This is a genomic window from Fulverythrobacter fulvus, assembly GCF_037154085.1.
In the GTDB taxonomy this organism is placed as follows: domain Bacteria; phylum Pseudomonadota; class Alphaproteobacteria; order Sphingomonadales; family Sphingomonadaceae; genus Andeanibacterium; species Andeanibacterium fulvum.
Map to the genome: position 1 here is coordinate 439,112 of NZ_JBANRM010000001.1, position 12,094 is coordinate 451,205.

Genomic DNA, 12,094 nt, shown 5'->3' on the forward strand with positions numbered 1-12,094 from the left:
GGTCAAATCCACGTAACTCCCCTCTCCCACGTCATTTTTGACGGAGAAGCTGCCATTTCACAAAATGCGCTCTATTCCTTTGTGATTGCATAATTTTTCTGCCCACCTTTCCTGCGACCCGTCGCGTAGGGTGTGCGCGAAGTTGTTCCCTTTTTGGACCGTTGTGATCGACCACTTCCCCGCCCAACTTTTGGTGGCGAAGGCCTTGGTTTCACGCGGATTTTGTAGCCCATCCGGCGCATGATGGATAGCCAGCACAGACCCATCTCTCCGAACTTGGAACTGCGCTTTTGTAGCGGATAGCCATTTGCGAAGGCCAATCTAATGCTGAAACGCATGGACCAGTTAAATGGACTGGCAACATTTCATCGCTAGGTTAGAGCATTGCGACATCGGGCATTCTTTGGGGGCGGCAGCATTGAAGAACTTAAAAGCGAAATACGTGCTTGTTGCTCTTGTCTTTGGCGCTGTGAGCGCACCCGTTTCGGCGCAGACTTCATCGAATACCGTCTGGCGCTCGGACAACTGGCGGGTCTGGAAAAAGGATGAGAGCTGCAATCTCTCTCAGACCAATCTCAGGGAGGGGTTGGCCGAAAACCGGACAAATGTGACGATCGAACTGCCCGTTGCGCAGGGGTCGTCAAGCATAATGGTTTATAGCCCTCGCTATCCCGATTTTTCACAGCACGACCACCGAGTTGCACTGTTGTTCGGGCACGGAGGAAGCTTCGATCTAAACACTGGCGAGCGTACTGCAGAGTCCTTCAACCTCGGAATGTTCGGGCACGGCATAGCCCTCTTTCTCGATCCTCAAAGGCTTCATCAAGCCCTGCGCTCGTTTGGGCAGATGGGCATTCAGATAGACGGCAATCTCTTTGATCGTGTTTCGCTAGATGGCATCGCCGAAGGTGTAGCGGAACTTGAGAAATGCGCGGGCCGAAGGAGTCTTGCTTCTGCTGACGAAGCCCGCCCAGAATTGAACGCAAGGCAGATGGAGATCATGCGAACCGTGCGTTCGGTCGATGGCTACATCGACAAGGCTTTGCATGATGAATTTTGGATGCTGATGCCTTCAGCTTTGCGGGATTCCCCATCGGCGAATGAAATGCTGCAAGGCTTGCTGGCTGAAGTGAGCGAAGCGCGGGAGGACTTTCAGGAACAGACTTGGCTAAGTGCAAAAGAGAGCCTGAGGGCGGGCCGCACTGTCAGGACAGCAGCCTATCTGGCCTCAAAAGAGGCGGCGCTAAACGCATCGACGAACCCCGGCTATCAGGCCAAGATTCGGGAGAGCATCGCTTCCGCAGAGAGGCTGCTTGCCGCGGCAGGAAGCGGAAGCCCGCTCGATGTGCCTGGGGGACGAACTTACGTTACCAGCGATCTGATCGAGCGTGTCTTGTCCGGTATCCGTGCGAGCGAGTTTCGTTTCGCCAAACTCGTTTCTCCTTCTTGGGACGACCGGCTCACCGAATTCAATTATCCAGCGGCTCACGTGTCGATCCTCGCACATGCACCATTTACGTTGGAACGAAAGGAGATCCGGAACCCCGGCGCGCGGGACATCGAAATGATAAGCGTTTCCCAGACACTTAGCCCATCCACTTATGTTGCGGTCAGCTTTGCGGCAAACGGCGGTCGATATTCTGACCCCGTCAAATCTCTCGTTTCGAACGCAAGGGCGGCGGTGGAAGGTGCAGGCGCGACAGGACGTCCTCCGGTGTTCATCAAGTGGCGTGGTTTTGATTCGGCGACGGCAGCAGGTCAGGCCCGCACTTCAGAGGGTGACGTCTACGTGTCAGTTAGGGTGGTCGAGATTCCCAGCCTAAATGGAATTATACAGTTCATCGCTGTGTCTCAATTGTCCGCCGCAGAAGCACTCAATCAGCGTGGCATATTGGAGGACTCTGCAAATATTTTGCCCTCTTCAAATTCGCAATAATTCGCGCACTGCCCAATGGGACACATGGAATTAATGGATAGGTGTCTGACAGCTGTGCATGTATGTGCTGCAGTGATTCCGGGATTAATCGGAGGCAGATATGTCTGAATTTTATTCAGACACTCTTTGGGATGTTGGTCGAACGTTGTTCTTGGCGTTCATCGCATTCCAAGCGTACAAAATGACCCGGGACTATGGCGAGAAAGCCGGGCGCTGGTCCGCTCTGTTGAAGGGAATTGCGTGGGTTGCGGGAATTGCGCTTTTCGCGGCCGCTATGATGAGAAATCCGTCCTGTGAAGAATCAGGCGACCCATTATACGGTGGCTGTGAGCAATATGCAGACGATGGCTATGAGCCAACGCTGGAACAACGTGGAGCAAGATTTCTCTTCTGGACCCTTTTGCTTGGGATCCCGGCAGGCTTCGGGTTAATGGACTCACGCCGCTACGCAGCCAATCCGTGGCGGCGTCCAGAAGATTTAAAGAATCGAGACCACGACGTTACGAACAGATAACTGATAGTATCCCGATCGCTAAACCGAAGATTGCCAGAACCAGGCCAATAACAGCGATCCAAGCTGGGATGTGTATGGCAGGATCGATGGAGCCGACATACCAGCCCATCTTCCCGCCCAACCCGACCTTCGATATTGAAAAATCAAGCTCGTCACCCTTTGCAACCCCCAACGCCTCCCGGAGATCGAACGGCATGAAGATGGCGTCTGATCGGTCATGACCTAGCAACAGAACATTGAGCGACTTGCCGTTTGCGTTGTTGGCTATTCGCGCAATGCCATACCTTGCAATTCCAGAACGGTACGTGTGGTTCACCCTGACCAAGTGCCGTCCAGAATCTCCGGATGGCAACGCTTCAACCTTTAGTTTTGGCATACCCACTCCGCATCTATTGAACTCGGACAGTGTGCTTATTCCAAACTTCAACCGGTGCGGAAGGGGCGATCGACTGTCATCCGGCAGCGACGGATACACGATGTTGTGTCATGCCACCGCATCCAGCCCGCTGCGCTGGATGATCGACAGTAGCCGCAACGCCGGACCTCCCGGCTTCTTCGCGCCGCGCTCCCAGTCGGACACAAGGTTCTTCGACACGTTGAGATATCGCGCGAAGACTGGCTGCGAGACATGCTCAGCTTCGCGGATAGCCTTGATCTCGTCCGGTGACAGAACCGGCGCAGGCGCAAGGCAGGCTTCATCGAACTCACGCATGGTGCGCTTGTTGATGCTGCCAGCGTCGTAGAGGCCTTCCATCATCTCGTGGACGGCGGCCATCGCCTCGCTCTTGTAAGTCTTTGCCTTAGCCTTGCTCATCGTCTTTCACCTCGACCAATCGACCTGCTTCAACTTCCGTTTCGATCTGGTCATCGCCCAGCTCCAGCATGATGCTGGCAGCCTTGCGATAGACCTTCAGTTCCGCCGCACTCAGGTTCGCCTTGCCGCTTTTGGCGAAAGCGAACACGAATACAGCCCGCTCGCCCGAGCGGAAGATCAGGATCGAGCGATACCCGCCCGATTTACCTCCGCCCTGGCGCGCGATGCGTTGCTTGATGAGGCCGCTGCCAAGATCGGCATCGATCAGGCCAGCTTCGGCCCGATGCACGGCGTCAGCAAGCGTGGCATCGCTGATCTTCTCCTTCGCCGCGAACTTGGCGAACCAGCGGTTGGTGTAGATGCGGATACGCGGGTTCTCAGTCATGCAGCAACGGCCCACTATCATACTTAGTGTTACGGCTCAATGAATATGAGCCGCTCATGTTTTGCTCGATCTGGTCGCCGATCCGCTGCGCTGCCTCGATGACGTGGCCATCGTCAAGATGGGCATATCGGGTGGTCGTGCGCACATCGGCATGGCCAAGCAGTTTGCCGATCATCGGCAGGGTTTCAGAGTGGGCGGCGGCATGGCTGGCAAAGCTGTGCCGAAGATCATGGATGCGGACGCCGGGAAGTCCCGCTTCGTCTCGCAGCTTGCTCCACAAATTGCCGATGTCCGTGATGGGCCGCTGTGTTGCTGGGTTCCAGAACACATAGCGCTGCTTCTCCCGGCGCGGCAGGGCGTGGAGGATCGTCGCGGCGGCCTCGGCCAGCCAGACCGTGCGCGGGCCGGTCTTGCTGTCGGTCAGTAGCAAGCGCCTTCCCCGCACCTCGCTCCATTGGAGGCAGGTAATCTCCGACTTGCGGCAGCCGGTCAGGATCAAAAGGCTGATCGCCGCGCAATGCAGTGGGAAGGTTCTGCCATGCCGGTCGAGCACTTCGCCAATCCGCCGGAACTCCTGATCGGACAGGAAGCGCTCGCACTTCCGCCCTTTGTTCTTGCGGATATAGAGGCAAGGGTTCGAACCTTCGGGCCGCACGCCCCATTGTTCGGCCTTGTTGAACATGGCGCGCAGGATTTCACCGCAACGGTTGGCAGCACCAGGTCCGCCGGTGTTGGTAATCCGGTTGAACCATTCCTGCACATGGCGTTCCTCGATCTCATCAAGGAATAGACCTTCGAAGGCCCGGTCGAGATATTTCCGCTTGTAGTAGCGATGGGTGTAGAGCGTGGACGGCTTCCACTTGGGCGATACCCGGTCCCAATAGGTTTTCAGGAAATCTCGGTAGGAGGGAACCTTGCGCAGCCGTTTGCGCTCCTCTGCCGGATTGTCGCCGGTCTGAGCACGGATCAGGACGCGTCGCGCGACGTCCATCGCCTGCGCACGGCTGAGCACCTTGGCGTTGCCGATTGTCACCGTGCGGGTGCGCCCTTCCATCCGCGCCTGGACGATATAGACTTGGCGTCCACTGGCATAATGCCGCGTTCCGAACCCCGGCAATTCGCGGGTCCAGCAGGTCTTGCGCAGCTCACCCAGGCCGCCGCACTTGCCGACAACATGGAGCCGGAGGCTGCCCAGTTCCTCGGCGACGATCCTCCGCAGGGTCAGCGCGTTCATTGCCCGACTCCAATCAGGCGCGCGATAGAGCCGGATACGCGCTCGGCGGCATCAGCCACGATCTCGTCGGAGAGGTGGGCATATCTGGTTGTCGTTTCTGCCAGCGCGTGGCCCAACAGCTTGCCGATCACCATCAGGGAGACGTTGTCGCGGATCGCGACCGAGGCGAAGCTGTGGCGCAGGTCATGCAGCCGCACATCCGGCAGGGCCGCGCGATTACGGATTTTCGACCAATGGATACCGAGCGTGATCGGCTTGTCGGGATTGCGGAAAGAGGGAAACAGCAGACCATTGGGCCTGCGATCCGGTACGGATGCAATCACATTGATGGCTTGCCGGTTTAGATAGATGATCTTCGCGCCGGTCTTGCTGTCCGGCAGCATCAGGCGCGGTTCCTGCACCCATTCCCATCGCAACTGCTCTATCTCGCCGCAACGCGCGCCGGTATAGATCAGCAAGCGGATCGCCGCGACATAGAGCGGCTGCTCCGCATCGTAGTCCCGCAGTGCCGTGGCAAGCCGCGCATATTCGTGGTTAGCGAGAAACCGCTCCATCGGTTTGCGCTTATAGCGCGGCGTGCCTTTGCAGGGATTGGAGCCGCGTGGCCGCAGGCCCAGACGTTCGGCATATCCCATCATCACCGAGAACACCGGCAGGGTGCGGTTGAATACGCCAGGGCGTTCGACAAAGCTGTCGCGCCAGAACAGGATGTCGCCCTTGGCCAGATCGTCAATCCGCCTGTCGCCGAACGCACCCAGGATTTCCTTGAAGATGGCGCTCTCGTTGCGCTTGCGGGTCGATGGTTTCCAGTGCCGCGCGTAGTCAGCCCAGAAGCGTTCGGCGTAGTCGCACAGCAAGGGCGCATCGCTCTTCTGCGCAGCTCGGGCCTTCTTACGCATTGGCAGACCGTCCAGCGCTACCTCCGCTAGTTTCGCCCGCGCGAGGCGGCGGGCCGTGGCGGGCGAGATGTCGCGGGAGGTACCGAGCGACACCCGCCGTAGTTTGCCGCGCTGACGGAACAGCACGAACCATGTCCGCCTGCCGCCGGGATTTACCCGCAGACCAAAGCCCGGCAGGTCGATATCCCAATACTCGCGGATACGCTTGCCGGGTTTGCACCGAACGATATTGCCGTTGAGCCTAACCCGATTGCTCGGCTTCGCCTTTTCACCACTCTCGCGCCCTGCACCGGATTGAGCAGGAGGATGATTCGGGGCTTCTTCCGCTGGTAGCAGATAGCCATTTGCTTGCATTGACTTGCTCCTCTTTGTAGAGGAACAACTTCGCGTAACCTATTGCTTAACAATCTCTTCCTGCCGCATGGCGGCGTAGGGTGTGCCCAACTGTCCCCAACTGCGAGGAGAGGAACCAGCTATTGATCCTGTAACGGATGATGCGTTTTGCGATCCCCATTCCCAGGGTCCTCGGCAGGTAGCCGATCCGCGGATCGCGATAGGCACAGACGGGATCGACGCCTATGATGCAGCCAATATTCCGGGTAGAAAGGAGGCGCCGCATGGGCCAAGTCACATTGAGTGCGACACCGAAGGGCAATGGTTTCCAGGCAACGGTCACTTACCCGAACGGGGTGTCGATCAGTTCCTCCGAGGCTTTCCCGACACAGGCAGAAGCCATTGAGGCCGCGGCGTTGAAGGTTCTGGGTATGCCGGAACGGCTCGCCGATCTCGACCGTCCTGATACCGCCGACTGACGCTGTCGACCCGCCTTCCCGTACCGGCCGAGGGGTGCCGCAACGGTCTGCGAGCAAAAAGAAAGGAGGAAGCCCTGACGGACCTCCTCCCAAACCGGCGGGTCAGAATTCATCGCTGAGACGGCCCGGCACAGTGTCGATGACACGGTCCAGCATGGCCTTGGGCAACGCGCCGTAATCTCCTTCATCGACCGCGATATACCCTGCCTCGTCATCGGTCAGGACGTACTGCGTGAAGTAGCTGTGAAGGGACCGGGCATGGGCCTGATCCAGGGCAGCAACGAAGGCTGCCTGATCGGCGGCGGGACCAGCAGCGGCAATGTTCAGTGAAGCGTACATGATCTTTCCTCCTGATGTTCGATGCGTCGCATCAGGAGCTGCGAAGGATGTGGGTGACGGGCTGGGTCAGGGACCGCGATAGCGGCCGCGAAGCGGCGATGGGGGCAACGATTTTTGCCGGGCTTGCCCGGTAAAAATGGTGGGGCCCCGTCGTCCTTGACGCAGCCCCAAAGTCCGCATCACACTTGGTCTTTCTGCGAGAGAGACCTCTCCAACGTCAGCGCAGAAGCGCGACACCTGCCCCACAAACCATTTTCCTACATGCGCCCGCAGTGCCAAGATCGGCAGCGGAGGGGACCAACGGCCAGCAATAAGGAAGCACTATGGCCAGGTCCAAACCTACTGCCCGCGATGCCTTGAAGAAGCTGCGTGAACAGCGTGCCCAACTCGAGAACCAGGAGGCGCGTCTCCGCGAAGAAGCAGCGACCGAACTCGGAAAGCTGCTGATCGAGTGCGGCGCGGAGACGATCGATCCGGCGCAGTTGCGCCAGATCGTTCGCGCATCGATGGCGCTCGGGATCGAGGAGACGCTGAAGCGGATTGCTCCCGCGTAAAACCCATCCGGCGGCGGCAAGGGGTTCGATGCCCCGCGCCGCCGCATCGCACGCGTGCAAATGAAAAGGCCCCGATGGCGTCTGCCACCGGGGCCTTGTCGTGAGGCAAGGACATTCAGTCCTCGTCGATATCGGGAGCACCTTCGTTGCTGCCTGAGCGGCCCTTGGTGAGGAAGTCGACCTTGTCGGCGATGATCTCGCAGCCGTAGCGCTTGGAGCCGCTCTGATCTTCCCACTGGGTGTAGTGGATGCGCCCTTCGACCGTCACGAGCTGACCCTTGGTGCAATACTTGGCGACGTTCTGGCCCAGGCCGTTGAAGCAGGTGATCCGGTGGAATTCGCTGTCTTTGGCGGTGTAGCCGTTTTCGTCCTTGTAGGTCTTGCCATCCTTGCGGGCGGGACGGTCGGTCACGACCGAGATCGATGTGATGCTGGTTCCGCCCTGGGTGGTGCGGGTCTCGGGGTCGCGAGCGATGCGGCCAACGAGGATAACGAGATTGGTCATGGGCTTTCTCCTGATCGAGCATTCCGGGTCCATCCCGGCTGCAAAACCCGAGCAGAAGCGCCCCATGGCGAAGCGCACCGAAGGGAAACCCGGAACTGGTTCGGGTGGTGCGGGCAGCCGGGCACGCAGCATCGCGCCGAAAAGTGGGAACCGGTTTTCGGCACCAGCGATGCGCAAAATCGTGCCCGGCAACTCGGTCGGACCTGATCCGGGTTGCGCGTCTCGACGGGGGGTGATTCAGGGACAGGTTTGCATCGAAGCCGGGTGGAGCTGGATGCCTTGAACAGGTCAGCCCTGACTCGTTTCCCTCCGGTCTTGGCTGGATCATCCCTGCCCGACCTTCCACCGGAGAACCCCATCCTAGATCACGGTACTAACCGCTCCTCCAACCGATGGCTCATTCCTGGACGAAACTGCTTCGCCGGGGAGATGCATATCGATCGTCACCCCTTCAGCGCCGTCCAGAGGGTTGCCTCGAAGCATCCAGGCCTGCGGCGTGATCAAGCGCGCCCAGTCCGCAAAGGAGGGGATAGAGCCCAGGTCTTCGCGTACGTGCTGTTCGCCGACCAGACGCACCGGAACGACCCGGCCATCGGCATTGACGAGGGTCTCGCCGAACAAAGTTTCGAGCATGAATATCCCCTCGGCATGGTGCCGCAGCGCGCGGTGCCGTGGGTCTGCCAGGATTGCCTTGGACTGGTCGAACCACTGGTGCAGCGGGAGATAGTCATCGACCGTGCCGCCCCATTTCCGGACCGACGAGAGAGCGTGGTAGTAGCAGTGGGCCATGCCTGATCTCCTAGAGCTCGGTCGAATGATCATCGGTGGCGATGAAGCGCAGACTGCAGTCGAGCACGAAAGTCGCTTCAGCCACATCGATCACGAGTTCGCCGCAGGCACCGTCGTTGATCTCCCAGCCAGGATGGTGACGTTCGAGCGCCAGGTAGGTCAGCTGTTCGAGTGCCTGCCCGAGTGATTGCGGCTCTGCGGAACCGGTACGATCAACGCTGTCTGCTTCGCCTTCCATGAGGGAGACTTCCGGGCACGGGATCCCCGCGCCGGCTGCATCGAGGCATGCACATTCTTCAACGGCACCGCTGTCGCCGCAGCCGTCAAAGCGGATGTCGACACGGGCGATGCCGACTTCCTGCAAGCGCGGAAGAATGGCGACCTTGAGCTGCTGAATCTCTTCTGCAACCTGCATCTGCCGCTCGGCCTGGCGAACGGCAAAGTCGGCCATCACGGCCTCGATATCGATCATGGAATACCTCCTGGTGAATGAAGCCATCGACCATTCGCTGGCTCCAAACGACAGGCGCGCGCCTTTCCTCTGACGGACGACGCCAGCGCCGGCCCGGCGCTGGCGCGAGGACCGGCATGTCCTCAGTCAGTGCCTGCCGAAGTGCTCTTCGGATTGGTGCCAAGGGGCCCGCGCCGATCGACCACGGTGATCCGCCGGGCCTTGGCTTCGATGACCAGACGTTCGAGCACGCCATTGCCTGGAAAGGCGATGACGTAGCGCGGATCCAGGGAGAGCATCCGCTCGTTGCGCTTGAAGCCGGCACGGGCGCCGAGCCTCATGTCGAGCGAGAACGTGACCTGCGGGATGCCGCGCCGTTCGGCCCAGCTCGATGCCAGGCGGTCGACGCCCTTGGTGTCGCCGCCATGGATGAGCACCATGTCAGGCACGCGGTCGCGGACCTTGTCGAGCGTTGCCCAGACGTTGTTGCCGAAGGTCAGTGCATCGTCCTCGGTCGCATGACGGGTGCGCCCGCCAGCGAACACGACAGGGGTTCCTTCGGGCACCGCCGCACGGCGCTTGGCCTCGGCACGGGCGCGCAGGAAGTCGCGCCCTTCGACGAGTGCGGAAGTCAGCATGACGCTGTGATTGAAGCGAGAACTGGAGACCGGCTTCCACGATGACCCGAACTCGTTGAGGTAAAGGGATGCTGCGACCTCGCGCATCTCCTCGAGCGCCAGCATCGCGCGTTCGGCACATTGCGCCCGCTCGACCTGGGTCTCGAGTTCATGGGTGTGGACCTCGGATCCATCGGCCGTAGCAATCAGCGCGCGGACCTCGTCGGTCGCCCGGTCAAGGGCGGTCGATTTGCGTTCGGCGGAGCGGTGGAAGATGTTGACGAAGGCCCAGCCAAGATCCTCGGCATCGGCTTCAAGAGCGGTCCCGGACACCATGGCAAAAAGATCGGACCAGACCGCTTCGAGGGTTTGGACAACCGCTTCCCGGACCGGGAAATCGCTTGTCGATAGGGGGGCGGGTCCAATCGAGAAGCCGGCGAGATCGAGCCCGGCGAGTTGATCTGCAAATGACGTGTGCATGGTGAAGTCCTCCTGACTGGCGTGAGGCCGACGCACCCGTTCATGGCTGCGCCAGCGAGAGCCCTTCAGGGCCAGCTTCAGGCAGGACTTGCGCACCCGTAAGGGGGAACCCGTCTTGGCGGGCTGGCGCGGGCAGGCCTTAAGCCTGAAGGGCCAAGGCCAACACGGGCCCGCTCAAGCCGGGTTGCGCAAGACTGGCGGCTGGCTCAGGGCCTCTCTCGCATGCCGCCAGACCATGAGCGGCCGGCAAAGTGCAGTCAGGGATGGCAACCCAGCGCCGCGACCAACCAACTCACAGGCCTCAAGCTGCGCGCTTGATGTAGACCCCCTCGCCGTTCGACATGTGCCCGAGGCACTCGTAGTCGCCAAACATGGCATCGAAACGGGATGCGATCTGCGACAGCCAGCGCTGTGCCCGCGGTGAGCGGGCCGTGCGCCAATCGGCGTCCCAATAGGCTCGATCATCGCGTTCAACGATCCATACGGCCACCAGCCCACCGTAGACCGATAGGCCGAAATCTGCGTAGGCATTGCGCATGAGGATCCGGTCTTCTCGGCCGCGCCATCCGTCATGCGGGATCAGCGACGGGAAGGCTTGGGCGGCCCGCTCGCGCAAATCCTCGCGCAGCCAATCGTACTGGAATTCCCAGTCGTCCTCGGCTTCGACCTCAAGCACTGTGAAGGCGACGATTGCGCCGCCGGGATAGCTGACTGATCGGCCCATGGCATCCTCCCTTAGGCCGCAAGCGCAGCTTCGTCTGACGCGTCGTCAAACTGTTCGGGCATGCCTCTTCCGCCAAGCTTCAGCAGCAGGGTCGACGCCTCCTCAGCCTTGGCGGCAGCAGTCAGGATGGCGCGATCGTCATCCTTCAGAAGCTTGAGCCAATGATCGATGTAGCTCGCGTGGCTGTCGAGATGTGTGACGGGCAGGCCCAGCTCAGCGCCGAGCATGGCGCTCGATAGCTCGGCTACCAGTTCTTCGGCGGCATAAGCCGCCGTGCCAAAGCGGTTCTTGAGATCACGCCCCAGACGGCTGGCATGGCCGGTCCAGTGCGACAGCTCGTGTGCGAGCGTGGCGTAGTAGTGATCGAAGCCGCCAAACAGGCTGACCGGCGGCATCGTGACGCGATCCGCAGTCGGTTCGTAATAGGCTTCGCAGCCTTGGTGGCGCAGGTTGACGGGGATGGCAGCGAAGAAGACGTCGAGCTCGGCTTCGCGCCCTTCAGGCTCGACCAGTTCCAACGTCGCGGCAGGATGGAAGCGCTCAGGCAGACCCTCGACCTGATCGGCATTGAAGACTGGATAGGCCTTCAGCACCCGGCGGGCTTCGTCGGTCTTTTCGCCAGTCTCGGGAGCTTCGACCTCCTTTGTGTAGCTCTTGTAGAAGATCGCGATGGTCGACTTCTCGCCCTTGCGGACCTGAGCTCCGAGCGATTTTGCCTGATTGTAGGTCATCCAGAATGGCGAGGCGTAGCCGCACATGTCGGCGACCATCCAAAGCCAGAACACGTTCATGCCTCGGTACGGAATCCCACAGGCCCGCAAGGGCCGAGAGACCGGGGCACCTCGCCACGTCTTGATCCACGGCTTCGTGCCCGCTTCCAGACGGGCGATGATTTCCTGAGTGATGCGGGTGGCGGGCGACAAGCCGCCGCCCTGCCCCTTGCGATAGGCCATGATGGTTCTCCTGACTGAGGCATCTGGACAATCGGCGACGGGTTCGCCGGTCAGTGCCACAGGGTCCCGAGCCCCCTCTGCTCTTCTC

Annotated in this window: 16 protein-coding genes; 4 read left to right on the forward strand and 12 right to left on the reverse strand. The window is 60.3% G+C overall.

The window, feature by feature from the left end; all coding sequences use genetic code 11:
• Positions 1-349 precede the first annotated feature (349 nt).
• Both WFP36_RS02015 and WFP36_RS02020 read left to right on the forward strand, forming a co-directional pair.
• Entirely contained in the window at positions 350-1,936 is a 1,587-nt protein-coding gene (locus WFP36_RS02015; RefSeq protein ID WP_336977395.1) for a hypothetical protein, read from the forward strand.
• Between the two features lie 100 nt (positions 1,937-2,036).
• Complete coding sequence (locus WFP36_RS02020; protein ID WP_336977397.1) at positions 2,037-2,450, forward strand: hypothetical protein; 414 nt, start codon at positions 2,037-2,039, stop codon at positions 2,448-2,450.
• On the opposite strand, the gene WFP36_RS02025 is transcribed toward WFP36_RS02020, so the two are convergent.
• From WFP36_RS02025 to WFP36_RS02045, 5 genes are all read right to left on the reverse strand, one after another.
• Positions 2,437-2,766: a hypothetical protein gene (locus WFP36_RS02025; protein ID WP_336977398.1), complete on the reverse strand. Its 330-nt coding sequence runs from the start codon at positions 2,764-2,766 to the stop codon at positions 2,437-2,439. The two genes, WFP36_RS02020 and WFP36_RS02025, sit on opposite strands and share 14 nt — an antisense overlap.
• A gap of 168 nt (positions 2,767-2,934) precedes the next feature.
• A complete protein-coding gene (locus WFP36_RS02030) occupies positions 2,935-3,264 on the reverse strand; it encodes a helix-turn-helix domain-containing protein (protein WP_336977400.1) in 330 nt (109 codons plus the stop codon).
• Complete coding sequence (locus WFP36_RS02035) at positions 3,251-3,649, reverse strand: type II toxin-antitoxin system RelE/ParE family toxin (protein WP_240530328.1); 399 nt, start codon at positions 3,647-3,649, stop codon at positions 3,251-3,253. Before WFP36_RS02035 ends, WFP36_RS02030 begins: the two co-directional genes overlap by 14 nt.
• On the reverse strand, positions 3,642-4,883 hold the full coding sequence (locus tag WFP36_RS02040; RefSeq protein ID WP_336977403.1) for a tyrosine-type recombinase/integrase: 1,242 nt from the start codon (positions 4,881-4,883) through the stop codon (positions 3,642-3,644). The genes WFP36_RS02035 and WFP36_RS02040 overlap by 8 nt, the downstream gene beginning before the upstream one ends.
• Positions 4,880-6,136: a tyrosine-type recombinase/integrase gene (locus WFP36_RS02045; RefSeq protein ID WP_336977405.1), complete on the reverse strand. Its 1,257-nt coding sequence runs from the start codon at positions 6,134-6,136 to the stop codon at positions 4,880-4,882. Before WFP36_RS02045 ends, WFP36_RS02040 begins: the two co-directional genes overlap by 4 nt.
• A gap of 263 nt (positions 6,137-6,399) precedes the next feature.
• On the opposite strand from WFP36_RS02045, the gene WFP36_RS02050 reads away from it, so the two are divergent.
• Positions 6,400-6,594: a hypothetical protein gene (locus tag WFP36_RS02050; RefSeq protein ID WP_066554159.1), complete on the forward strand. Its 195-nt coding sequence runs from the start codon at positions 6,400-6,402 to the stop codon at positions 6,592-6,594.
• 102 nt (positions 6,595-6,696) lie between these two features.
• On the opposite strand, the gene WFP36_RS02055 is transcribed toward WFP36_RS02050, so the two are convergent.
• Entirely contained in the window at positions 6,697-6,933 is a 237-nt protein-coding gene (locus tag WFP36_RS02055) for a hypothetical protein (RefSeq protein WP_030092316.1), read from the reverse strand.
• A gap of 323 nt (positions 6,934-7,256) precedes the next feature.
• On the opposite strand from WFP36_RS02055, the gene WFP36_RS02060 reads away from it, so the two are divergent.
• A complete protein-coding gene (locus WFP36_RS02060; RefSeq protein WP_336977408.1) occupies positions 7,257-7,487 on the forward strand; it encodes a DUF6437 family protein in 231 nt (76 codons plus the stop codon).
• A gap of 115 nt (positions 7,488-7,602) precedes the next feature.
• Here the strand turns inward: WFP36_RS02060 and WFP36_RS02065 are convergent, their stop codons facing one another.
• The 6 genes from WFP36_RS02065 to WFP36_RS02090 all read right to left on the reverse strand — a co-directional run bounded on the left by WFP36_RS02065 (position 7,603) and on the right by WFP36_RS02090 (position 12,006).
• Entirely contained in the window at positions 7,603-7,992 is a 390-nt protein-coding gene (locus WFP36_RS02065) for a single-stranded DNA-binding protein (RefSeq protein ID WP_336977409.1), read from the reverse strand.
• Positions 7,993-8,352: 360 nt separating this feature from the next.
• Complete coding sequence (locus WFP36_RS02070) at positions 8,353-8,781, reverse strand: DUF6915 family protein (RefSeq protein WP_336977411.1); 429 nt, start codon at positions 8,779-8,781, stop codon at positions 8,353-8,355.
• A 10-nt stretch (positions 8,782-8,791) separates the two neighbouring features.
• On the reverse strand, positions 8,792-9,253 hold the full coding sequence (locus WFP36_RS02075; protein WP_336977413.1) for a DUF6878 family protein: 462 nt from the start codon (positions 9,251-9,253) through the stop codon (positions 8,792-8,794).
• 122 nt (positions 9,254-9,375) lie between these two features.
• Positions 9,376-10,329: a DUF2493 domain-containing protein gene (locus tag WFP36_RS02080; protein ID WP_336977415.1), complete on the reverse strand. Its 954-nt coding sequence runs from the start codon at positions 10,327-10,329 to the stop codon at positions 9,376-9,378.
• A 301-nt stretch (positions 10,330-10,630) separates the two neighbouring features.
• Complete coding sequence (locus WFP36_RS02085) at positions 10,631-11,053, reverse strand: hypothetical protein (protein WP_336977417.1); 423 nt, start codon at positions 11,051-11,053, stop codon at positions 10,631-10,633.
• Positions 11,054-11,064: 11 nt separating this feature from the next.
• Entirely contained in the window at positions 11,065-12,006 is a 942-nt protein-coding gene (locus WFP36_RS02090) for an ArdC family protein (RefSeq protein ID WP_336977419.1), read from the reverse strand.
• Positions 12,007-12,094: the final 88 nt, after the last annotated feature.